The sequence below is a fragment of the Aquibacillus koreensis genome (assembly GCF_025154055.1).
GTDB classification, from domain to species: domain Bacteria; phylum Bacillota; class Bacilli; order Bacillales; family Amphibacillaceae; genus Aquibacillus_C; species Aquibacillus_C koreensis.
The window spans coordinates 254078-277399 of the sequence record NZ_JAOALK010000056.1 but is presented as its reverse complement, the minus strand read 5'-3'; the positions used below and the strand labels follow the sequence as shown (position 1 = coordinate 277399).

The following is a 23322-nucleotide window of genomic DNA, read 5'->3' as shown; positions in this document are numbered from 1 at the left end:
CATCGAGAATATTGGCTTACGCCAGAGGTTATATAAAAATATGTTAAAAGCCTATACATGTCTGCTTGTACATATTATTGCTAGCTATATCGAATCATAATAGTAATAATTCCATTCCAGTCATATTGGTATTTTGTAGAAGTTAATGCTAGAATGTGAACTGAAAACTTGAGCGAAAGAAGGGACAAATATGAGTCAAAATATTGCAAAAATGATCGATCACACGCAGTTAAAACCGGATACAGAAAAAGCAAAAATTGATCAAATCGTTGAGGAAGCCCGTGAGCATGGATTTGCTTCTGTCTGTGTAAATCCCTACTGGGTTTCTTATTGCTACAACCAATTAAAAGATTCTGAAGTGAAGGTTTGTACAGTTATTGGCTTTCCTCTAGGTGCTACAACATCTGAGACGAAAGCATTTGAAACAGAAAATGCCATAAAAAATGGTGCAACAGAAGTGGATATGGTTATCAACGTTGGGGCTTTAAAATCGAAGGATTACGACACGGTTGAGAAAGATATAAAAGCTGTCGTAGATGCGGCCAAAGGAAGAGCTTTAACCAAAGTAATAATTGAAACATCTTTATTAACAAACGAAAAAAAAGTAATCGCATGCGAACTAGCTAAAAAAGTCGGAGCTGATTATGTAAAAACATCCACAGGGTTCTCTGGGGGCGGTGCAACGATTGAAGATATTACTTTAATGCGTAATACAGTAGGACCAGAAATGGGTGTGAAAGCTTCCGGTGGTGTTCGTAACCTTGAAGATACAGAAGCAATGATCAAGGCGGGCGCAACACGTATAGGTGCGAGCGCAGGGGTTCAAATCATAGCGGGACAACAAAGCAACGAGGATTATTAAAAAAAAGTAACACCTTCCACGAACGGATAGGTGTTACTTTTTTCAATTATTCAATATTATAATTATACTGCTTTCCTATGTAACTTATAGATGAATTTTTCAAATAAATTTACAAATGGTAAGAAAATTAAAACGGAAAAAATATTGAACAATAAAGAAATGTGTGCGAGTTGTTCTTTCACGTCGCTAGCTAATAACTGTGCCAGATCCGATAACCAACCCAAGAAAGGAATAAACATCAGAACACTAATTATATTAAACCAAAAGTGCCCCATGGCCACTAGTTTGGCTTCTTTTTTGGTGCCAATTATTGCTAGTAAGGCAGTTATACACGTTCCGATATTAGCACCTAACACGATAGCTATTGAAACAGGTAATGTAATCAACCCTTCGTTTAAAATACTCATCGTTATCCCGATTGTAGCACTTGATGATTGAATGGTACCACTTACTAATGTTCCTATGATCACGCCAAATGACGGTGTATTGTTCGTATGTAGTAAACTCTCCGACAAGATTGGCATATTTGTGATTAATGGCGCTAGTGATTCAAACCCATCGAGTGCAACGAAAATAGTTCCTAGACCTACTAAAATTGCTCCTATACTAAAGATTGCTCGATTATTGATAAAGAGAAGTATCGCTCCAATAATTACAAAAGATGTTTCAGGAATGATGTTAGAAAAGGCCATTAATTCACCAGTTACTGTGGTACCGATATTAGCACCAAATATAATACCAATTGACTGTCTGAATGTAATAAATCCAATACTTACAAAGCTTACAGTTAGTACCATAATTAGAGAGCTACTTTGTAAAATTGCCGTAGCAATCGTTCCTGTTATGACGGCTAAGTAAATGTTCTGCGTAAAGTTAGTTAATAAATATGTCATCTTTTCATAGGACAACTGATATAAGCCTGTCCGTAAAATAGTTAATCCAAGAAAAAATAACATAATAAATACAGCTGTTAACGAAACAAGATCTCCCACCTTCTTCACCTCTATACCATTCTATGGACAAGATTCGTAAACATGTAACTTTTCTTTATAAAACAATTTTTTTATGTATATATGCCGGCTGGATTGACTTTTGAAGGAAATATTCATTTTCCTTACTAAAAAAAGTTGACCAGCAAAAATCATTATATTATAATTGTCGGGAGGCATGTGTTGTACTACATATGTCCACAGAATTTTGTTGTATGCTTCGGAGGGAGGGAAATTGCATGTCAAACACTACTCGCGTTCGTAAAAACGAGTCTCTTGAAGATGCTCTTCGTCGCTTTAAACGCAGTGTATCTAAATCTGGTACATTAGCTGAATATCGTAAAAAAGAATTTTATGAAAAACCTAGTGTTCGCCGTAAGAAGAAGTCTGAGGCGGCTAGAAAGCGTAAGTAAGAGTTAAGATTAAGAGGGTGTAAAGAGATTATGTCATTAGTAGAACGTCTGAACCAAGATATGAAACAAGCCATGAGAAATAAGGAAAAAGACAAGTTAAGTGTGATCCGCATGGTTAAGGCATCTTTACAAAACGATGCTATTAAGCTTGGAAAGGACGAATTAACTGAAGAAGAAGAGCTCACTGTTTTATCTAGAGAGTTAAAACAGCGAAAAGATTCCCTCCAAGAATTTAAAGAAGCTGGACGCGATGATCTTGTAGAGAAACTTATCGATGAAATTAAAGTTTTACAAGTATATATGCCAGAGCAGCTTTCAGAAGAAGAGCTAAAATCTATTGTGTTAGAAACGATTAAAGAAGTAGATGCTACCTCTAAAAAAGAGATGGGAAAAGTGATGAGCGCTTTAATGCCTAAAGTAAAAGGCAAAGCAGATGGTGGGCAAGTAAACCAACTAGTCCAGCAATTCTTAAGCTAATTACCAAAGCTATTACTCATTGTTCTAACAAACATATCCCTTGTCACAATGTGGCAAGGGATTTTTGATTGTATTAGACTTTTCATAATTTCAGATAAAATATAGAATAATAATGATGTGTACATAAAAAATTGAAACCTAAGTTTTCTTTGAAACGTATAACTACTATGTTGGTAGAAAGGAGGAGTGGGAAGTGCAAAACGCTAGATCTAAACTTTGGACAGTCCTTATCATTTTAAGTGCTTTTGTCTCACTTTTCTATGCAACGCCATTACAAGCACAAGAAAACGGCGAAGGAAAGATTGTCTACGTTATTCCTATTGAAAAGGAAGTAGAACGAGGCTTGGAAGCATTTGTCGAAAGGACGACTAATGAAGCGATGGAAGCAAATGCAGATCATATTATTTTTGAAATTGATACACCAGGTGGGCGTGTTGACGCCGCTAGAAATATTGCCACATTATTACAGGATCTAGATATAACCACTACATCGTATATTACTAGTGATGCGTTATCTGCGGGTTCTTACATTGCATTAAATACGGATAACATTTATATGACGTCAACTGCAAGAATGGGAGCAAGTGGTGTTATTACGTCAGATGGTAACGCTGCAGATAAAAAAGCACAGTCTGCATGGATTTCAGCTATGGAGAGTGCAGCTACTTCAAAAGGTCGAGACCCATTATATGCAAAAGCCATGGCAGATGCTGATATCGATTTATCAGAATATGGTGCTCCTAAGGGTGAGTTTTTAACACTTAGTCCAACATCAGCTGTAGAAGTAGGCTATGCAGAAGCGATTGTCCAACATCGTACAGAACTGCTAACGGAGCTCGGCCTCTCTAAAGCAAAGGTCGTTGAAAGTGAACCCACAGTGGCAGAAGAAATAGCTCGTTTTATAACAAATCCCATCGTTGTACCTATTTTGTTATCACTAGCAAGCATAGGATTGGTGGTAGAGTTATATTCTCCAGGATTTGGAGTGCCGGGTTCTATTGGACTATTATCACTTGTGCTTTTCTTTTATGGTCATATCGTTGCAGGATTAGCTGGTTATGAAGCAATTATTTTGTTAGTATTAGGTATTGGGTTAATTATCGCAGAGCTTTTTGTACCAGGTGGAATTTTAGGGATTATAGGCATAGCCGCCGTAGTGGGATCATTATTTATGTCATCGTACGATATTGGTCATATGGCGTTAAGTATTTCTATTGCATTGGTTGTAACCATCATCGTTTCAGTTATTTTGTTTAAACGACTAGGCTTAGAACGAGGTATATTTAAGCATATTATACTTAGTGATGCAACCACTACAGAAAAAGGCTACGTCTCGACGGTAAATCGTCTAGATTTAATAGGTTTACAAGGAGAAGCAGTTACGCCTCTCCGTCCATCTGGTACAGCGGTCTTTGATGATGAACGATTAGATGTCGTTTCCGAAGGCGGTTTCATAGGTGACCACGCTACAGTGAAAATTGTAAAGGTGGAAGGTTCAAGAATCGTCGTTCGTGAAATATAAAAATGTATTATATAGGAGGAAAAAACATGGATTTACAAGACCTTTTACCAATTATATTAATTGGGGTAATTATTATTGCGGTTGCGGTATTATTCACTTTTATTCCCGTAATGCTATGGATTAGTGCATTAGCTGCTGGTGTACGTGTAAGTATTTTCACATTAGTAGGTATGCGTTTGAGAAGAGTAGTTCCTGCTCGTGTCATTAATCCGTTAATTAAAGCACATAAAGCTGGTATCGATGTAAATACAAACCAGTTAGAAAGTCACTACTTAGCGGGTGGTAACGTTGACCGTGTTGTAAACGCATTAATTGCCGCTCAACGTGCGAATATTGATCTTAAATTTGAACGAGCGGCAGCTATTGACCTTGCTGGTCGTGATGTACTAGAAGCTGTTCAAATGAGTGTTAATCCAAAAGTAATTGAAACTCCATTTATTGCCGGTATTGCTATGGATGGTATTGAAGTAAAAGCAAAAGCAAGAATCACTGTTCGTGCCAACATTGATCGATTAGTCGGTGGTGCTGGTGAAGATACAGTTATTGCTCGTGTTGGTGAAGGTGTTGTAAGTACGATTGGTAGTGCAAAAACACATAAGCTAGTATTAGAAAATCCTGATTCTATCTCTAAAAACGTATTAAGTAGAGGTCTTGATGCAGGGACAGCTTTTGAAATCCTATCGATTGATATTGCTGACGTGGATGTCGGTAAGAACATTGGTGCGATGTTGCAAACAGATCAAGCTGAGGCTGACAAAAATATTGCACAAGCGAAAGCGGAAGAACGTCGTGCGATGGCCGTTGCACAAGAACAAGAAATGCTTGCTCGTGTTCAAGAAATGCGCGCGAAAGTTGTGGAAGCGGAAGCAGATGTTCCATTGGCTCTTGCAGAAGCATTACGTTCTGGTAACATGGGTGTAATGGATTATATGAATTATAAAAACATTAATGCTGATACGGATATGCGTGATTCGATTGGCAAAATAAATAAAGATGAGTCTGAAGATGAAGAATAAGTGATACATTGCTGACGAAAATGACACATTAGCACACCACCGTGTCTTTTCGTTATGCGTGTCGAAAGAACATTTTTTGTGCGTGAGTCACGATACATCATTCACTTGAATCCTCGAAGGGAGGGTTTTTATGGAAGATTTATTTGGAGCTATTATTCCAATACTAGTTGCTCTTGGTTGGCTGTTTGGAATGTTCAAGAAGGACGATAATGATCAACCAGCTAAAAGGCCGCAACCGAGGCCGACGCCATCTCCTTCTGGTCCAAACCAAACAGAAAGTCCTACAATAAGTGATGTACAGGAAGAACAAAGTAGTACACGTGTACAAACTTATTATGAACAAAAACAAGAGCAGTTGGATAAATTAAGAAATAACATGAATGCTGATTCGAATATCAACTCTGGAAAAATCGAGAGAATCTCATCAATTAATAACCAAAGAAATGAAAATAAAATTGAAGTCTCTTCTACAAAGAAGCAATCCAAGTTATCGGTAAAGCGTAATCTTACGAAAAGAGGTTTAGCAGAAAGTGTGGTAATGGCGGAAATACTCGGTCCACCAAAAGCTGTAAAACCGTATCGCAGTGTTGTGCAAAATAGAAGAAATTAAAAAGAAAACCCTTTGTCAATTTTAACAATGACAAAGGGTTTTCTTTTTGCTTTTTTAACACACATTTTGATAGCTCTGAAAGCATAAGTATAGATAAAGAGAACGGAACAGGTTCATGTTAAAAATATATCGTTTTGAATGTCAAAGCTTTTTTCTGTTCTTATACAAATGATTGTTTCATACATATGTATGTGAGAGGGGGCATCTTAGATGAAAAAATGGCAACAACGCATTGGAAGCTGGCTATCAGAACACTTAGAATTGCCATCCGATGTGGTCCTCGAGCTACCGAGAATTACAACAATTGGACAATTGCATGCATACATAGAGAATCACCGTGGCTTATTACTATTCTCTGAAAATGAGCTACGACTAAATATGGAATATGGTTATTTGAAAATTACTGGTAAAAATTTTGTGTTAAAAATGATGTTACCAGAAGAGATCTTATTAGAAGGAACGATAAAAGAAATTGTTTTCATTGAAGAATAGCTTATCTCGGATGGAAGGTGAATATAAATGAAACAGACACAAGGTGTGTTCTTTACTGGTTATGTAACAATAAAAGTAACAGGACACCACCCAGAATTGTTTTTTGATTTATGTGCAAGGAATGGTATAACGGTATGGAATATAAGAAAGGTAGATAATGCAACGTGTACAGGTAATGTAAAACTAGCACACATTCGAAATATCCGAGCTTTACGAAGAAAAACGATCTATAAGCTATCATTTGTAAATAAAAAGGGCCTTCCATTCTTGACTAAGATGGTTATGTTTAGAAGGCCTCTTGTTATTGGGTTGATTTTAAGCATGCTCTTCGTTTTTTTTCTATCTAATGTTGTGTGGGATGTGAAAATAAAGGGAGTTCCTCTAGATATTGAAAAAAAGATCACTACGCAGTTACAGAGTTATGGAATAAAACCAGGCGCTTTTAAGTTTAATATTGGCTCTCCTGGAGATATCCAACAAAAGCTTTTAGATGATATTCCGGAATTGCTTTGGGTTGGTGTAAGTGAAAAAGGGACAACCTATCATTTAGAAGGTGTAGAAAAAACAACAGTGGAAGAAAAAGAGAAAAAAGGTCCTAGAAACTTAGTAGCTACTAAAGAAGGCGAAATAGTTAAAATGTTTGTATCAAAAGGACAACCTATTGTGAAGGTGCATGATGTTGTCCACAAGGGAGATCTATTAGTTTCTGGTGAGCTTGGTAAGAGCAAAGAAGAAGAGGAAGATGAAAGTAAAGAACAAACTGCAAAAGAACTAGTAGCTGCAGAAGGTGAAATAATAGCAAAAACTTGGTATGAAACAGAAGTCATAATTCCTTTAGAAGCGAATTATGAAGTGTTAACTGGTGAAAATAAAAAGAAATATTATTTAGGTTTTGGTGACTTTTTATTACCGGTTTGGGGTTTCTTTGACCATGAGTTTGATCAAGTGTATAAGGAATCAAGCCAAAAAAACTTTCACTTTCTTAAATGGGAATTGCCTATTTCATTTGTGAAACACAATATTCAAGAGAAAGAATTTGTAAATGTGGAAAGAACAAATGATGAAGCAAAAGCAGAAGCAATCAAACAATCGACTAAGGATTTACAAGAAAAATTAGGACATGAAGCCGAAATAACTTTTGAAAAAGTTTTGCACGAAACTATAGACAATGGTAAAGTAAAATTAACATTATACTTTACCGTGTTAGAAGACATAGCAAAACCACAACCACTATCTCAAGGAGATTGATTATGCCTGAAGATTTAAAAACAATTGACTTACAATTAGATAACCCAAGTGAAGCGTTAAGCTTGTTTGGTACAGAAGACAGAAATTTAAAGCAAATGGAAGAGCAACTTAACATCACGATTGTTACTAGGGGCGAACAAGTTCGTGTTTCTGGTACAGATGAAGATGTTCGTTTGATAGAAGAAATTTTATTAGCTTTATTAAAAATCGTTAGAAAAGGTCTTACGATTACGGAAAGAGACGTTGTTTATGCCGTAGAATTGGCACTTAAAGGAAAGATAAGTCAATTCGAAACGCTTTTTGAAGACGAAATAACGAAGAATGCAAAAGGAAAATCCATCAGGGTAAAGACGTTAGGACAAAGAAATTATGTTAATTCAATAAAAGCAGATGATTTGGTGTTTGGTATTGGACCAGCAGGAACCGGTAAGACCTATTTAGCAGTTGTAATGGCTGTTAACGCACTTAAAAAAGGTCAAGTGAAGAAAATCATACTAACACGTCCTGCAGTAGAAGCAGGTGAAAGCTTAGGCTTCTTACCTGGTGATTTAAAGGAAAAAGTAGATCCTTACTTACGTCCACTTTATGATGCGCTTCATGACGTTTTAGGAACGGAGCATACGCTACGTTTAATTGAACGTGGTACAATAGAGATTGCCCCACTTGCGTATATGAGAGGTAGGACCTTAGATGATGCATTCGTGATTTTAGATGAAGCACAAAATACAACACATGCTCAAATGAAAATGTTTCTAACCCGGTTAGGCTTTGGTTCTAAAATGGTTATAACCGGTGATATTACACAAGTGGACTTGCCTAAAGGTGTTAACTCGGGTTTAAAGGCCGTTGAATCTAGACTGACTACTATAAAAGGAATATCATTTATTTATCTTAAACAATCTGATGTTGTGCGTCATCCACTCGTTCAAAAGATCATCGATGCATATGAAGATAAAGCAGAATAAGGGGTGGAGCACACCTTATATTAAGACCCAATTTAAATGGGTCTTATTTCTGTATTAACAGCTCTTTATTAAAGGGGAATAGAGTATGAAGTTAAAGTGGAAAAGTTTATTAAATGCTACACAATATCAAAAAAAATGGCTGATTATTAGTTTATCTATATTTGTATTAGGTTGTATTTACTTTGGTTTGACTCTATCTAATGTTTCTACAGAGACATATGACATGGAACGATTTAGTAATGCAAAAGACACAATTCGTTCTCCAATAACCATTGAAAATGTAAAAGAAACAGAGCGAATGAGAAGAGAAGCTGTACAAGCAGTAGAAGATCGTTATAATGTTTCTTCAGAGATCACACAGGAGAGAATTGGGTATATTAACGAAGTCTTTGAGGCAATAAATAAATTAGAAATACAGCAGCGAGAGTTACTAGACGCACAACAGGAGCAAAATGAACAACTGGATGAAGAGGAATCTGAGGTTGAGACGGTGGATGAACCAGAGTCAGAAGAAGTAGCACCTACAGAGGAATCAATTCCAATGACACTACCAGAAAAGGTTCAATACCTTCAACAAGTATTGAGCCCTGAGATTATAGAAGCTATTTCCGCTGAAGACCTAACACACCTTGTTGAAGCAAGTGCTCATGAACAGTCACTAGGTAAAGAGCTATTAACAACTTCATTGTATGACGTTTTGAATGAAGGAGTGCGAACAGAAGATGTACAAGCAGCGAAAAACAGTGTAATACAGAAATTAAGGTATTCCAGCGTGAAAGAAAGTACAAAAGATGCTCTGTCGTCACTGGCTAGTTTTGCAGTCGTTGACAATTCATTTTATGCAGCTGACAGAACAATGGAAGCACAAAAACAGGCAATAAATAATGTTGATCCGGTTTTAATTCGTGCAGGAGAGGTAATTGTTAGAGAAGGGCAAACCATTACAAATGAAATATATGAAGAACTTGAACTTGTAGGGTTGTTAAATGAAGATAGAAATATTTATCCGGTTATCGGACTGTTTATCCTAATTGTATTACTTTGTGGCATCATGGTATATGAACTTGGTGTACAGAATAAATTTAAATCAGTCGATACCGGACAGATTGCATCTTTTTTAATCATAAGTGCTTTGACGGTCCTCATTATGAAATTTGTTAGTATTTATACTACACCTGTAAATCAGTTGTATTTTCTAGTTCCTGCAGCAACTGGTTCAATGCTTCTTAAAGTTTTATTACACGATCGTATTGCTATCATTATGTCAGTCATTTACGCCATTTTGGGAAGTATCATTTTCAACTCGGAAATTACAGGAAACTTAAATATGGAAGCGGGGATCTATTTACTTTTCACCCAATTAGCCGGAGTTATATTTTTAATTAATCTTAAAGACCGTACTGCAATTTTGAAAGCGGGTAGTGGTATAACGATTGTTAACATACTAACAGTGCTAATATTCTTATTTCTATCTTTTGAAAAATATACGATATATGACGTATTACTATTATCCGGATATGGCATTGTGGGAGCGTTTTTATCTTGCGTATTAACAATGGGGATGCTTCCTGTTTTTGAGGCCAGTTTTGGTATTCTATCAGATGCAAAGCTTTTGGCATTGTCTAGCCCAACCCATCCTTTGTTAAGAAAAATATTAACAGAGGCACCGGGAACTTATCATCATAGTGTCATGGTTGCAAATCTTAGCGAAGCATCTTGTGAAGCGATTGGTGCAAATGGTTTGCTAGCTAGAGTTGCTGCATATTATCATGACTTAGGAAAGACAATGAGGCCACATTACTTTATAGAAAATCAAATGGGGATCAAAAATCCACATGATTATCTTGAACCACAGCAAAGTGCAGAAATAATCATTAGCCATCCGTATGATGGTGCGAAAATGCTAAAAAAGTATAAAATACCTAAGGAAATTATTGATATTGCAGAACAGCATCATGGCACAACTTTATTAAAGTATTTTTATTATAAAGCGAAGGAATCCTATAAAGAGGTTGATGAAAAAGAATTCCGTTACCCTGGTCCTATTCCACGGACAAAAGAAGCAGCTATCGTATCCATTTGCGATTCTGTTGAAGCTGCTGTTAGATCCTTGAAGGAACCTTCAAAGGAAAAAATTGAAGAAGTCTTAACATCCATTATTAATGATCGATTAATGGATGGGCAATTAAGTGATAGTTCTTTAACTTTTAGGGAATTAGAAAAAATTAAGCTTGCCATTAGTGAAACGCTAAATGGCATATATCATTCTAGAATTCAATATCCGACAGAAGAGAAAGTAAAGGAGGCTAATTAAATGCAAATAGATTTTCATGATGAGACAAATTCGGTTGAAGAACATGTAGACTTGATTCAACGGTTAATGTCATTTGCTGGAGAAAAGGAAAATGTCCCTAAAAATGCAGAGATTTCGATTAGCTTTGTTGACAACAAGGAGATCCAAATTATTAATCGAAACTATAGGCAAATTGATAAGCCAACAGATGTTATTTCATTTGCCTTAGAAGAGCCTGGGGAAGGTGAAATAAAAGTTATTGGAGTAGATCTACCCGTCGTACTTGGAGATATCGTTATATCCGTAGATAAGGCAAAAGAACAAGCAGTAGAATATAACCATTCATTTGAAAGAGAATTAGGATTTTTGGCGTTACATGGATTGCTCCACCTGTTAGGCTATGACCATATGAATGAGGACGATGAAAAGCAAATGTTTAAGAGACAAGAGGAAATTCTCCATGAGTTTGGACTTCCAAGAGTTTAATAAACGGCGAATAGCTTTCAGTTGTGCTCTTAATGGAATTAGGCAGGCGTTGAAGTCGGAAATGAACTTGAAGATTCATGTTTCAGTAGCTTTTATCGTTATTATAATGGCATACGCGTTTCGTGTTTCTTTATTGGAATGGGTTGTGTTATTTCTAACCATTGGTTCCGTTATCGCTTTTGAACTGATGAATACAGCGATTGAGAAAGCTATGGATTTTCTTGCTCCTGACTTTCATCCATCCGTTGGTTTAGTAAAGGATATAGCTGCTGGGGCAGTATTTATTGCTGTTCTAACTTCCGTTGTTATTGGGTGTATTATATTCATCCCAAAAATAATCCATTATTTTTGGTGATTCATGTGTTAAAAAAAACTCTTATTACAAAGATAATAAGAGTTTTTTTAATATCCGAGATCCAATAGTAAGTAAGGGGATTTATGGTGAAAGAAGCCCATTTAAAATATGACTGTTCCAATTAATTTATGTCATCATTTTTATAGAGGTTTTGTCGAAAATATGAAAGATGTTCTTTTTTATAGTAGAATGAAGATAATCAAATCAATCGCAGAACACACAATGGAGGAAACAACATGGAAAACACTTTCAAATCAGGCTTTATCACGATAATTGGAAGACCAAATGTAGGGAAGTCAACATTTTTGAATCAAGTTATTGGTCAGAAGATAGCAATTATGAGTGATAAGCCCCAGACAACAAGAAACAAAATCCAAGGAGTCTTAACACAAAAAGATGCTCAATTTATTTTTATTGATACACCAGGTATTCACAAACCAAAGCATAAATTGGGAGATTTTATGGTTAATGTAGCCGAACAAACATTAAATGAAGTAGACATTGTTATGTTTATGATTAATGCTGTTGAAGGATACGGACGTGGCGATCAATATATTTTAGATCGTCTGCAAAATGTTAAAAAACCTGTAATGTTGATTATTAATAAAATCGATCAAGTACATCCAGACGAATTATTACCAATTATTGATCTATATAAGGACAAATATGATTTTGAAGAAATCATTCCTATTTCGGCCAAAGAAGGTAATAATGTATCTCACTTATTAAATGTTTTAAAAGATAAGCTTCAAGAAGGTCCGCAATATTATCCTGAGGATCAAGTAACGGATCACCCTGAACGATTTATTGTTAGTGAATTAATTAGAGAAAAAGCTCTGCAATTGACAAGAGAAGAGATTCCACACTCTATTGCAGTAGTCATTGATAATATGAAGGAAAAAGAAACTTCAGGGAAATTACTTATTCAAGCTTCTATCATTGTCGAGCGAAAATCACAAAAGGGTATCATAATAGGTAAACAAGGTTCCATGTTAAAAGAAATTGGGATGAAGGCCAGAAAAGATATTGAGGCGTTGTTAGGGACAAAAGTATTCTTAGAACTTTGGGTTAAGGTTCAGAAAGATTGGAGAAATAAAGAATCGCAACTGAATGAGTATGGATTTAGAAGTGATGAATATTAAGTAAATCATTATACTTGGAAAATATTTAAACACATGCAAGGTCATTAGTTGGTCATCCTATAATTAGGCACATAAAAACTTACTAATAGAAAGGTGGGGTTTCTTGTGATCGACTTGTCATGGAAAATCTTTAGTCAGACAGGAAACATTGAAGCCTATTTATTAATGAAAGAGCTTGAGACTGTCTATGATAAAGATACTGGTGTAAGGCAGGACATCGAATTAACAGAATTGGATATGTAAGTAATATAAAGTATATAGGCTAAGGGATAGGTGGAAACGTGTTTGATAAAGTAGAGGGAATTATACTGCGAACACAGAACTATGGGGAAACACATAAGATCGTTACGATTTTCACTGGACAAACTGGAAAAATTGGCGCCATTGCTCGTGGTGCAAAAAAACCTAAAAGTAGAATGGCTGCTATTACGCAGCCATTTATTCATGGTTCATTTTTGATTCAATCAGGTAGAGGCTTAGCTACAATACAGCAAGGCGAAGTAATTAGTTCTTTGCGAAGTATAAGAGAAGATATCATCAAAACAGCATATGCTACCTATATTGCAGAATTAACTGACAAGCTTTTAGATGAAAAAGTAGTTGACGTACTGTTGTATAAGCAGTTGTTAAAAACGTTACAATGGATTGCAGATGATAAAGATCCTGAGATCCTTACCATCATCTATGAACTGAAAATGTATAAAAGAGCTGGCTTTGCCCCTGTTGTAACCAGATGTGTTCACTGTGGTCAACAAGAGCAATCCTATAGTTTTTCCGTAGCTGAAGGTGGATTTTTATGTTCCAGATGTCAATGGAAAGATCCAAATGCTACGAATTTACCAAACAATTTATCAAAGCTTTTATATATTTTTTCGGAAATTGACATTGAGAGAATAGGGAATATATCAATAAAACCAGAAAACAAAAAACTGCTTCAGCAACTAATGGAATTGTATTATGAACGTTATGGTGGATACTACCTAAAATCAAAGAAGTTCCTAAAGCAATTGGACCTTCTAAAATAAACACTGCATAGTCGATACATACTGTGCAGTTAAAAATTTCATTACTTCCTTACGGTCTTTTAGGATGAGTGCTAATACTCCGCTTCGTCAGAATACGTCGCTTTCCGAGGAGGAATCACGAAAAATCCCAGAACCCGGATTTTTCTAAGTTCAGATTCCTCTTGCGGGCACGGCCTCAGCTAACTCAGTCGCACACTACGCTTCTGAGTGGATCTTCGGCTCGCGCTGTTCCCGCAGGAGTCTCCATATTCTGACTACGCTAAGTTAAATTGGTCTAATTTAGGTGATCATTATCCTATAAATCAATTCATTCAGGATCACTTCTAACTTGAAAAGAAGACTAAACTCAGCGGAGGAAAAATACGAGACTCCTGTGGGAAAGGAACAGTCTGAAGATCCCGCAGTGAGCGCTCTTTGCGAGCGAGGAAGCTGAAGCGTTCCCCACGGAAAGCGAGTGTTTTTCCGCAGCGGCGATACAGCTCTCATCCCATAAATACCGTAAGGAAGTTGCTACGTAGTATATGCACACTATGTAACAAAATACGGTTGGAAAATGTACCGGCTTGACAAAGTGTTGTTTTTTTAATATGATTTAAATCAAATTTGAGTATGTTGCGTTGATAAAGAGTAGTACTTATGAATCTTCTTTTTAAGCGAGTTCAGAACGGTGGAAGCTGGGCAAAGAAGTCATAAGGAAGGCGCTTTGGAGCAGGTTTACGTAAAGGTGGCTATTTTTTACATAGCAAATAGGGTGGAACCGCGGAAATCCCGTCCCTATGTCTTCTTCAATGGAGGACATAGGGACGGGATTTTTACTTGTTCGATTCTAAGAGCTTTGATTTAGTAACCTAAACAATCTTTTTATTATAAAATGGAGGTTTGGAGTATGAATATACAAGAAATGATTTTAACCTTACAAAAACATTGGTCTGATCAAAATTGTATTCTAATGCAAGCGTATGATGTTGAAAAAGGTGCAGGAACAATGTCTCCGATGACGTTATTACGAAGTCTTGGTCCAGAACCATGGAATGTTGCCTATGTGGAACCGTCTAGAAGGCCAGCAGATGGAAGATACGGACAAAACCCAAATCGTTTGTACCAACACCATCAGTTTCAGGTAATAATGAAACCGTCACCTGATAACATTCAAGAACTCTATTTAGATTCATTAAAAGCATTAGGAATTGACCCGTTAAAACATGATATTCGTTTTGTAGAAGATAACTGGGAAAATCCAACATTAGGTGCTGCAGGTCTTGGTTGGGAAGTATGGTTAGATGGCATGGAGATTACGCAATTCACTTATTTCCAACAAATTGGAGGCTTGGAAGCAAAGCCTGTTGCTGTTGAAATTACATATGGGATTGAGCGATTAGCATCTTATATTCAAGATAAGGAAAATGTATTTGATCTTGAATGGACAGAAGGTGTGACTGTTGGAGATATTTTTTACCAACCAGAATATGAACATTCTAAATATACATTTGAAGAATCAAATACGGACATGTTATTCGAATTATTTACCACTTATGAACAAGAAGCAAAGCAAACGATGGAGAAGGGCTTAGTTTTTCCGGCGTATGATTATGTACTAAAGTGTTCACATACTTTTAATTTACTTGACGCTAAAGGCGTAATCTCGGTGACAGAAAGAACAGGCTATATCTCAAGAGTAAGAAACTTAGCAAGAGAAATTGCTAAATTATATGTGGATGAACGTGAACGTTTAGGGTTTCCAATGCTAAAAGAGGAGGCAAAGCGAAATGACAGTATCTAACGTATTGTTTGAAATAGGATTAGAAGAAATGCCTGCAAGATTCTTAAATGATGCACAGAAGCAATTAGAAACAAAAACAAAACAATGGCTAGAGGAATTACGACTACCATATAAGCAAGTTAAATCTTATGTTACTCCAAGAAGATTATCAATTGTTATTACCGACCTAGTAAAAAAGCAACCAGACATAGAAGAAGAAGCAAAAGGACCGGCAAAAAAAATAGCACTAGATAACGAGGGTAATTGGTCAAAAGCGGCAATAGGTTTCTCAAAAGGCCAAGGTCAATCCGCTGAGGATATATATTTTAAAGATGTCAATGGTACGGAATATGCGTTTGTAACTAAATTTATTGAAGGAAAGTCAACAACTGAATTATTACCTTCTTTTAAGGAAGTAATCACAAGTCTAACCTTCCCTAAAAATATGCGTTGGAGTAATCTAAGTATTCGTTTTGTAAGACCTATACGTTGGATTGTTGCTTTAAACGATGAAGAAGTAATTCCCTTAGAGATTGCCGGAGTGGAAGCATCCAATACTACGTTTGGACATCGATTCTTAGGTGAAAAGATAGAAATCTCTGATGCTTCTGATTATGAAAATACCCTAAAAAATCAGTATGTAATTGTTGATCCAGGAGCAAGAGAAAAGCTAATTTTATCCCAAATTGATGATCTAAAACAGAAGCAAAACTGGGATATTATTGTTGATCAAGATTTGTTAAATGAGGTAAGACACTTAGTGGAATACCCTACTGTGTTTTTCGGAACATTTAGTGAAGATTTTCTAGCAATTCCTGAAGAAGTATTAATTACATCCATGAAAGAACATCAAAGATACTTTCCAGTTAGGTCGGTAAATGGCGAGCTATTACCATTTTTTGTTGCTGTTCGAAATGGTGATGCACGATTTATTGAAAATGTAGCAAAAGGTAATGAGAAGGTTTTAAAGGCAAGGTTATCTGATGCTAGGTTCTTTTATGAAGAAGACCAAAAACAAACAATTGATGCTAACTTAAATAAATTAGAGAAAATGGTGTTCCAAGAAAATCTAGGAACTATTGCTCAAAAAGTAGAACGAGTAGTAAATATATCTAAGAAGATCGCAGCGCATCTAAAAGTTGATGAGCAAATAGAAAAAAACACCATTCGAACTGCAGAGATATGTAAATTTGATTTAGTTACGAATATGGTTAACGAATTTACAGAACTGCAAGGAATTATGGGTGAAAAATACGCACGATTATTTGGAGAAAACGAAAATGTAGCCAAGGCAATTAATGAGCATTACATGCCACGACATTCAAAGGACAACTTACCATCCACAACGGAAGGGGCAATCGTTAGTGTTGCTGATAAAATCGACACAATTATTGGTTGTATTTCAGTTGGCATCATTCCGAGTGGCTCTCAAGACCCTTACGCACTGCGTAGGCAAGCATTAGGTATATTGCAAATTATAAATGTGCAAAAATGGAATATAACTTTAGAAGATCTTTTTAATCTAACACTTACTATTCATGCTTCCCACAATATCCGGACACGGGATGAAAAAGAAATAAGAAGTGATGTTGCTGCATTCTTTAAAGCAAGAGCTGCTTTTATTATGAAGGATACGAATGTGGAACAGGATGTTGTAGATGCAGTGTTAACTAGTGGTATAGGAAACTTCTCTTATGCTATTCAAAAAGCACAACTTTTAGCCGCAAAAAGACAGGATAACGCATTTAAGGAAGTTCAGGAAGCGCTTGTACGGGTTTTAAATTTAGCTTCAAAAGGCGAGGATTTAGGTGTTAAAGAAGAGCTATTCGAAAATGAATACGAGAAAAACCTATATGCATCCTATAAACAAATCATTGATGAATATGAGAAAGCTATCGCTAATCATCTAGTCCAAGAACCACTTAACATATTGGGAACATTATCAAAACCAATTCATGATTTCTTCGATCATACAATGGTAATGGCAGATGACAAAAAATTAAAGGACAATAGGCTTTCTTTATTAAATAAAATTGCTGCTTTGATTCATGCGTTTGCAGACTTAAATAAGATTCAATGGAAACAACAGATGTAATCGTATTTTAATGGTAGGAAGGATGATTTCTCATGGGAAAACCTACCGTCTATGTTATTTCAGACTCCGTGGGTGAAACAGCTGAATTTGTAATCAAAGCGGCATTAAGTCAGTTTATTGAAGATGGGGAATATATCATGCATCGAATTCCCTATGTTAAAAATAAAGAAGTCTTAATGGGAGCTGTACATCAAGCAAAGCAACAAAATGCTATTATAGGTTATACGTTGGTAAATCCAATATATGGTTCTTTTCTAAGACAGGAAGCAGAGAAGAAAAACGTTGAATGTATTGATATCATGGGACCAATGATCAGTGCTATGGAACGTGTGTTTAAACTAAAGCCGAAGTTAGAACCAGGACTTGTGCATCAGCTAGACGAAGATTATTTTAAACGTGTGGAAGCAATAGAATTTGCAGTCAGGTATGATGACGGAAGAGATCCAAGAGGTATTTCTCAAGCTGATATTGTGTTAATTGGAGTGTCCAGAACATCTAAGACACCATTATCTCAATACCTTGCACATAAAAGGTTAAAGGTTGCAAACGTTCCTATTGTCCCTGAAGTAGAACCACCAGACGAGCTATTCAGGGCTAACCCGAACAAATGTATCGGATTAAAAATAAGTCCGGAAAAACTAAATCATATACGTCGAGAGCGTTTGATTTCCTTGGGACTAGGAGACAAAGCTATTTATGCTGATATGAAACGGATCGAGCAAGAATTAGAGCATTTCGGCAAAATTGTTGAACGTTTGGATTGTCCAGTAATCGATGTCTCTAACAAAGCTGTGGAAGAAACCGCCAATATGATTCTTACTATGATAAATGGGTCTTATTAGGGTCTGTATAATTGTTTGTTGATATAATTAAAGTATGAATATTGTTATATATGTGAAAGAAATTGCGTAAACTTGAGTAAAAGAGCGCTTTTGATATTCAGATTTACAATAAGAACTCTTGCATCTGATGTTTGTATGTGAGAGTTCTTACTCGTATTTAGTATAAAAATACAAAAAAAGCATAGCAATTTTGTTTTTTTTGTATTATAATTAATTTTTGTGAAAAAATGTTTCTAAGCAACTTATACGTGGAGCGATATTTTTATAACTGATTTCCTTTAACTTAAGCCCATTAGGGAGGAAAAACATAAGTCTTGGTAGAATAAGTAATATGCCCTATCATATGAAAGATACTAGGAACTATTGTTCTAAACGAATCCACAATTACATATAAGACACCATAACACTTGGATCTTCTGTAAGATAAGATCAAATGTATCCTCAGAAAGATTTGTTTATCTGTAATTCTTATCAGGGTATAGGATAGGGATGTTAAAAGTTCCATTAAAATTTTTTTATCAATTTTTAAAAATTTGTCGAAAGAGAAAGGATTTTCTTCATAAATCTAGAATAAGAGTAGACATGGTGATAAGATGCCGAAACAAATTCCGGAAGAATTAGTGGAAGAAATACGTAAGTCGAATGATATTGTGGATATTATCGGAGAGTATGTGCAGCTAAAAAAGCAGGGTAGAAACTATTTTGGGTTATGCCCTTTTCATGGTGAGAATACACCTTCTTTTTCGGTCACACAAGACAAGCAAATCTTTCATTGCTTTGGCTGTGGAAAAGGTGGGAATGTTGTTACCTTCGTTATGGAGATGGAGGGATATAACTTTTACCAAGCAATTAATTATTTGGCTGGTAAAAGCGGTCATACACTTCCGGACAAAGCTCAGAGCGAAGGTAGCTTTCAAAGTAAAGAAACCCTTGATGCTTTAAGTGCATATGAGTGGTTAACTAAATTATATCATCATTTATTGCGTCATACAAAAGAGGGTAAAGAAGGCTATCAATATTTGAAAGATCGTGGTTTCACGGATGATGTAATTGATACCTTTCAACTAGGATACTCACCAAACTCTAAAGACTTTATAGTGGAATTCTTGGAGAAAAAAGGTTTTCATCGGCAATCAATGGTTAAAGCCGGGATATTATCATCGAATGAGGATAATGTGGTTACGGATCGATTTAGAGGAAGAGTTATCTTTCCCATTCGTAACCACTTAGGAAAAACAATCGGTTTTGGTGGTAGGACAATTACAGATCAAAAACCTAAATATCTTAACAGTCCAGAATCAGAATTATTTCAAAAAGGAAAGTTGTTATATAATTTTGATCTTGCACGAAAGTCGATTCGTAAGAAACAAGAAGCTGTTTTGTTTGAAGGGCAAATGGATGTTATCTCCGCGCATAAAGCTGGTGTGATGAATGGTATTGCCACTCTTGGTACTGCTTTGACGGACATGCAAGCCAAGTTATTAAGAAGATATGTGGATACAGTTATCATATGTTATGACCCTGATAATGCTGGTTTCCTCGCATCTTTTAAAGCCGCAAAGCTCTTAAAGCAAGTTGGATGTGCAGTCAAAGTTGCTACACTCCCGAATGGACTTGACCCGGATGATTATATTAAAACATATGGTGCAGATCGCTTCCATCATGAAGTAATTGAAGCAAGTGATACCTACATGACTTTCATGATGAAATATCTAAAAAAAGATTATAATCTAAAATTAGAAGGAGATCGCATACAATATGTTGAAAATGTAATTGATGAGATAGCTTTGATTGAACGACCGATTGAAAGAGAACATTATTTGAAGGAATTAGCAAATGAATTTGAATTATCAATCGAAACCTTAACTCAAGAAGTGCGTTCGCGTAATGAAAAGATAGGTGGCAAACAGGATAAGCCTAATCAATCTAGCCATACTAATAAGGCAAATAGTTTTAAAAAAACACAAAAACTAAGGCCGGCTTATTATAATGCTGAACGACAATTGCTTGCATACATGTTGCAAGATGCTTCCATCGCTGAAAAAGTGAAAGTGGAAGTTGGTGGTGCTTTCAATGTTGATGAACATAAAATTATTGTAACTTACTTATATGGCTATTATGAGGAAGGGTACACACCTAATGTTAGTCAATTCATTGAAAAACTGCCTGACTCAGCAATTCAAAGTACAGTCGTACAAATTTCTATGATTCCTATACATGAAGATATCAGTGATAAGGAAATTAATGACTATATTCGAATGATCCGAATGGAGCAAAATGAAAAAGAAACAATTCACTCGTTAAAAATAGAGCAGAGGAATGCAGAAATGCAAAACGACCCTGTTCGAGCTGCACAAATTGCAATGCAAATTCTTGAGCTGAAAAAGCAAATTAAAAATTCAAATCATTGACATAGAATGCAAGTTGGAAGGAGGGGCACTCATGGCAAAAAACAAGCCATCACGTTCAAAAGAAAATGAAAGTGAGCTAACGCTAGAGCAAGCGAAGGAACAATTACTTGAACTTGGTAAAAAACGCGGTGTTTTAGCTTATGAAGAAGTAGCTGAGCGTTTATCCAATTTTGAATTGGAATCAGATCAGATGGACGAATATTATGAGTACCTAGGTGAACAAGGAATTGAAGTTATTGGTGATTCGGAAGAGGATCCAAGTATGCAACAACTATCAAAAGAGGAAGAATTTGATCTTAATGACTTAAGTGTACCTTTAGGAATTAAGATTAATGATCCAGTTCGTATGTATTTGAAAGAAATTGGTCGTGTTGACTTACTTTCAGCAGCAGAAGAAATTAACTTAGCAAAACGTATTGAAGAAGGTGAAGAGGAAGCAAAACGTCGCCTTGCAGAAGCGAATTTGCGATTAGTTGTTAGTATAGCGAAAAGATATGTAGGTCGAGGCATGCTCTTCTTGGACTTAATTCAAGAAGGAAACATGGGTCTCATTAAGGCTGTAGAGAAATTTGATTATCGCAAGGGATATAAGTTTAGTACTTATGCTACTTGGTGGATTCGTCAAGCGATTACAAGAGCAATTGCGGACCAAGCAAGAACGATTCGTATTCCCGTTCACATGGTTGAAACAATTAATAAGCTTATTCGCGTCCAAAGACAGTTACTTCAAGATCTTGGTAGAGAACCTAGTCCGGAAGAAATTGGAAAAGAAATGGAACTTAGTCCCGATAAGGTACGTGAAATTTTAAAAATTGCTCAAGAGCCAGTATCACTTGAGACGCCGATTGGGGAAGAAGACGACTCTCATTTAGGAGATTTCATTGAGGATCAAGAAGCAACATCGCCTTCAGATCATGCAGCTTACGAACTATTAAAGGAACAATTGGAAGACGTTTTAGATACACTAACGGATCGAGAAGAAAACGTACTTCGTTTACGTTTTGGTCTAGATGACGGACGTACTAGAACCCTTGAAGAGGTTGGAAAAGTGTTTGGTGTGACGAGAGAACGGATTAGACAAATTGAAGCTAAAGCTTTAAGAAAGCTTCGTCATCCAAGCCGTAGCAAACGTTTAAAAGATTTCCTAGAGTAAGGATCCAATTCGCTCAGTCATTGTCTGCACGATATGTCTTACAATGACTGTGCATTTTTATTTCATTTCACTTCATATGGAGTTGGCGAAATGGCTGAGGAACGAAAAAGTATTATAATTAAGGAAATCAATAACTGGAAACAGGCAAATCTGTTACCAAGTCATTATTGTGACTTTTTATTAGCATTATATACAGAAGGTAACGTTGAACAGGAGCAGGAAAAAAAAGAGCGTACATTGTTAGAGCGATTGTTCTTTATTTGTATCAGTCTATCAAATTTTCTGTTGCTGCCTCTCACCCTTCTTGTTATTTATTTTACTGAAATGAACTTTACAATGCAAATCCTTCTTGTAATTATTTTTTTAATTTTAACCGTGTGCTATTACCTATATTTTAAAAAAGATCATATGCTAAATGATTTGTATGCTTCGGTTATCATGTTATTAATTTTTTTAGTAATCACAGTTTACATAACGAACTACTTTTTTTCGTCCTATACTTTCATTATTATTGCAGGACATTGTTTGTTCTGGATCGCATTAGGTATTCGAAAAAAGTTAATATTTCTTACAATATTTGGAGTGTTAGGTGGCGTTATGTTAATTATCTATAATTTTATATAAAAATAATCAACCTTTTCCCTTTTATATATAGCGCTTTTGGAGTAAAATAAAGGTAGTTTTGGCTCTACTTATTTTACTTAATAGTCGCTAATGTTAAAAATTACTGGTTTTTAAGAGGTAGTAGATCTTTCATAGGGAAGTACATAAGGAGGACAAAAGAACATGAAGAGAAATCCGGTTATTCCTTTTGCAATTATTGCTGTTTTAGGGATCCTCACTATGATTGTTTTATCAATTGTTGGGTTAGATCAGCAAGATCAAATCGCTCAAGAAGATGGGACTGGTGGCGAGGAAGAAGTAATACAGGATCCAGAAGTGCTTATTGAAAGTTGTATTAGCTGTCATGGTAGTGACTTAGGTGGTAATAATGGTCCTAGTCTACAGAACGTAGGAAGTGACTACTCTGTTGATGAAATTCAAGACATTATTATTAATGGTAAAGGTACAGGAATGCCAGGTGGGCTAGTATCAAATGAAGAAGCTGCAATACTAGCTGAATGGTTGGCGGAGAAAAAATAAAAGATATGAGGTAAAAGCTTTCTG

The 23322-nt window shown here is 35.9% G+C and carries 23 protein-coding genes and 1 other annotated feature; of the genes, 22 read left to right on the top strand and 1 reads right to left on the bottom strand.

All coding sequences use genetic code 11. The features are described from left to right. Positions 1-190 precede the first annotated feature (190 nt). Positions 191-862: a deoxyribose-phosphate aldolase gene (deoC, locus tag NYQ66_RS17880; RefSeq protein WP_259871438.1), complete on the top strand. Its 672-nt coding sequence runs from the start codon at positions 191-193 to the stop codon at positions 860-862. Positions 863-924: 62 nt separating this feature from the next. Here the strand turns inward: deoC and NYQ66_RS17875 are convergent, their stop codons facing one another. After that, a complete protein-coding gene (locus tag NYQ66_RS17875) occupies positions 925-1854 on the bottom strand; it encodes a Na/Pi symporter (protein WP_259871437.1) in 930 nt (309 codons plus the stop codon). Positions 1855-2090: 236 nt separating this feature from the next. On the opposite strand from NYQ66_RS17875, the gene rpsU reads away from it, so the two are divergent. The 21 genes from rpsU to cccA all read left to right on the top strand — a co-directional run bounded on the left by rpsU (position 2091) and on the right by cccA (position 23298). Then, on the top strand, positions 2091-2264 hold the full coding sequence (gene rpsU / locus NYQ66_RS17870) for a 30S ribosomal protein S21 (RefSeq protein WP_259871435.1): 174 nt from the start codon (positions 2091-2093) through the stop codon (positions 2262-2264). A gap of 30 nt (positions 2265-2294) precedes the next feature. After that, positions 2295-2741 carry a GatB/YqeY domain-containing protein gene (locus tag NYQ66_RS17865; RefSeq protein WP_259871433.1) on the top strand — a complete coding sequence of 149 codons (447 nt, stop codon included), beginning with the start codon at positions 2295-2297 and terminating at the stop codon, positions 2739-2741. A 193-nt stretch (positions 2742-2934) separates the two neighbouring features. After that, positions 2935-4263 (top strand): NfeD family protein, encoded by a 1329-nt coding sequence (locus NYQ66_RS17860; RefSeq protein WP_407652111.1) that lies wholly within the window; start codon positions 2935-2937, stop codon positions 4261-4263. 26 nt (positions 4264-4289) lie between these two features. Then, positions 4290-5279 carry a flotillin-like protein FloA gene (floA, locus tag NYQ66_RS17855; RefSeq protein ID WP_259871432.1) on the top strand — a complete coding sequence of 330 codons (990 nt, stop codon included), beginning with the start codon at positions 4290-4292 and terminating at the stop codon, positions 5277-5279. Between the two features lie 130 nt (positions 5280-5409). Then, positions 5410-5889, top strand: coding sequence for a hypothetical protein (locus tag NYQ66_RS17850; protein ID WP_259871430.1), 480 nt, complete (start codon positions 5410-5412; stop codon positions 5887-5889). A 210-nt stretch (positions 5890-6099) separates the two neighbouring features. Then, entirely contained in the window at positions 6100-6381 is a 282-nt protein-coding gene (gene yqfC / locus NYQ66_RS17845; protein WP_259871428.1) for a sporulation protein YqfC, read from the top strand. A 27-nt stretch (positions 6382-6408) separates the two neighbouring features. Continuing rightward, a complete protein-coding gene (gene yqfD / locus NYQ66_RS17840; RefSeq protein ID WP_259871426.1) occupies positions 6409-7629 on the top strand; it encodes a sporulation protein YqfD in 1221 nt (406 codons plus the stop codon). A gap of 2 nt (positions 7630-7631) precedes the next feature. Beyond that, positions 7632-8594, top strand: coding sequence for a PhoH family protein (locus NYQ66_RS17835; protein ID WP_259871424.1), 963 nt, complete (start codon positions 7632-7634; stop codon positions 8592-8594). 85 nt (positions 8595-8679) lie between these two features. Beyond that, positions 8680-10908, top strand: coding sequence for an HD family phosphohydrolase (locus NYQ66_RS17830; RefSeq protein WP_259871422.1), 2229 nt, complete (start codon positions 8680-8682; stop codon positions 10906-10908). Next, positions 10909-11373: an rRNA maturation RNase YbeY gene (gene ybeY / locus NYQ66_RS17825; protein WP_259871421.1), complete on the top strand. Its 465-nt coding sequence runs from the start codon at positions 10909-10911 to the stop codon at positions 11371-11373. Further along, on the top strand, positions 11300-11728 hold the full coding sequence (locus NYQ66_RS17820; RefSeq protein WP_311202029.1) for a diacylglycerol kinase family protein: 429 nt from the start codon (positions 11300-11302) through the stop codon (positions 11726-11728). The genes ybeY and NYQ66_RS17820 overlap by 74 nt, the downstream gene beginning before the upstream one ends. Before the next feature lie 236 nt (positions 11729-11964). After that, the gene (gene era, locus NYQ66_RS17815) at positions 11965-12870 is read left to right on the top strand and encodes a GTPase Era (RefSeq protein ID WP_259871419.1); all 906 of its coding nucleotides are present in this window, start codon (positions 11965-11967) and stop codon (positions 12868-12870) included. 105 nt (positions 12871-12975) lie between these two features. Continuing rightward, positions 12976-13113: a YqzL family protein gene (locus tag NYQ66_RS17810; RefSeq protein ID WP_259871417.1), complete on the top strand. Its 138-nt coding sequence runs from the start codon at positions 12976-12978 to the stop codon at positions 13111-13113. A gap of 38 nt (positions 13114-13151) precedes the next feature. Further along, positions 13152-13895 (top strand): DNA repair protein RecO, encoded by a 744-nt coding sequence (recO, locus tag NYQ66_RS17805; protein ID WP_259871416.1) that lies wholly within the window; start codon positions 13152-13154, stop codon positions 13893-13895. A gap of 608 nt (positions 13896-14503) precedes the next feature. Next, positions 14504-14674 (top strand) — a binding site (T-box leader). A gap of 107 nt (positions 14675-14781) precedes the next feature. After that, on the top strand, positions 14782-15675 hold the full coding sequence (gene glyQ / locus NYQ66_RS17800) for a glycine--tRNA ligase subunit alpha (protein ID WP_259871415.1): 894 nt from the start codon (positions 14782-14784) through the stop codon (positions 15673-15675). Continuing rightward, complete coding sequence (gene glyS, locus NYQ66_RS17795; protein ID WP_259871414.1) at positions 15662-17749, top strand: glycine--tRNA ligase subunit beta; 2088 nt, start codon at positions 15662-15664, stop codon at positions 17747-17749. Before glyQ ends, glyS begins: the two co-directional genes overlap by 14 nt. A gap of 32 nt (positions 17750-17781) precedes the next feature. Then, positions 17782-18591 (top strand): pyruvate, water dikinase regulatory protein, encoded by an 810-nt coding sequence (locus tag NYQ66_RS17790; RefSeq protein WP_259871413.1) that lies wholly within the window; start codon positions 17782-17784, stop codon positions 18589-18591. Between the two features lie 593 nt (positions 18592-19184). Further along, entirely contained in the window at positions 19185-21002 is a 1818-nt protein-coding gene (gene dnaG / locus NYQ66_RS17785) for a DNA primase (protein WP_259871412.1), read from the top strand. Between the two features lie 31 nt (positions 21003-21033). Continuing rightward, positions 21034-22155, top strand: coding sequence for an RNA polymerase sigma factor RpoD (gene rpoD, locus NYQ66_RS17780; RefSeq protein WP_259871411.1), 1122 nt, complete (start codon positions 21034-21036; stop codon positions 22153-22155). Between the two features lie 90 nt (positions 22156-22245). After that, the gene (locus NYQ66_RS17775) at positions 22246-22779 is read left to right on the top strand and encodes a hypothetical protein (protein ID WP_259871410.1); all 534 of its coding nucleotides are present in this window, start codon (positions 22246-22248) and stop codon (positions 22777-22779) included. Positions 22780-22941: 162 nt separating this feature from the next. Beyond that, a complete protein-coding gene (gene cccA / locus NYQ66_RS17770; protein WP_259871409.1) occupies positions 22942-23298 on the top strand; it encodes a cytochrome c550 in 357 nt (118 codons plus the stop codon). Positions 23299-23322 lie beyond the last annotated feature (24 nt).

Coding starts and splice junctions, on each gene's coding strand:
- deoC (WP_259871438.1), top strand. CDS start 191: ATGAGTCAAAATATTGCAAAAATGATCGATCACACGCAGTTAAAACCG.
- rpsU (WP_259871435.1), top strand. CDS start 2,091: ATGTCAAACACTACTCGCGTTCGTAAAAACGAGTCTCTTGAAGATGCT.
- NYQ66_RS17865 (WP_259871433.1), top strand. CDS start 2,295: ATGTCATTAGTAGAACGTCTGAACCAAGATATGAAACAAGCCATGAGA.
- floA (WP_259871432.1), top strand. CDS start 4,290: ATGGATTTACAAGACCTTTTACCAATTATATTAATTGGGGTAATTATT.
- NYQ66_RS17850 (WP_259871430.1), top strand. CDS start 5,410: ATGGAAGATTTATTTGGAGCTATTATTCCAATACTAGTTGCTCTTGGT.
- yqfC (WP_259871428.1), top strand. CDS start 6,100: ATGAAAAAATGGCAACAACGCATTGGAAGCTGGCTATCAGAACACTTA.
- yqfD (WP_259871426.1), top strand. CDS start 6,409: ATGAAACAGACACAAGGTGTGTTCTTTACTGGTTATGTAACAATAAAA.
- NYQ66_RS17835 (WP_259871424.1), top strand. CDS start 7,632: ATGCCTGAAGATTTAAAAACAATTGACTTACAATTAGATAACCCAAGT.
- NYQ66_RS17830 (WP_259871422.1), top strand. CDS start 8,680: ATGAAGTTAAAGTGGAAAAGTTTATTAAATGCTACACAATATCAAAAA.
- ybeY (WP_259871421.1), top strand. CDS start 10,909: ATGCAAATAGATTTTCATGATGAGACAAATTCGGTTGAAGAACATGTA.
- NYQ66_RS17820 (WP_311202029.1), top strand. CDS start 11,300: ATGAGGACGATGAAAAGCAAATGTTTAAGAGACAAGAGGAAATTCTCC.
- era (WP_259871419.1), top strand. CDS start 11,965: ATGGAAAACACTTTCAAATCAGGCTTTATCACGATAATTGGAAGACCA.
- glyQ (WP_259871415.1), top strand. CDS start 14,782: ATGAATATACAAGAAATGATTTTAACCTTACAAAAACATTGGTCTGAT.
- glyS (WP_259871414.1), top strand. CDS start 15,662: ATGACAGTATCTAACGTATTGTTTGAAATAGGATTAGAAGAAATGCCT.
- NYQ66_RS17790 (WP_259871413.1), top strand. CDS start 17,782: ATGGGAAAACCTACCGTCTATGTTATTTCAGACTCCGTGGGTGAAACA.
- dnaG (WP_259871412.1), top strand. CDS start 19,185: ATGCCGAAACAAATTCCGGAAGAATTAGTGGAAGAAATACGTAAGTCG.
- rpoD (WP_259871411.1), top strand. CDS start 21,034: ATGGCAAAAAACAAGCCATCACGTTCAAAAGAAAATGAAAGTGAGCTA.
- NYQ66_RS17775 (WP_259871410.1), top strand. CDS start 22,246: ATGGCTGAGGAACGAAAAAGTATTATAATTAAGGAAATCAATAACTGG.
- cccA (WP_259871409.1), top strand. CDS start 22,942: ATGAAGAGAAATCCGGTTATTCCTTTTGCAATTATTGCTGTTTTAGGG.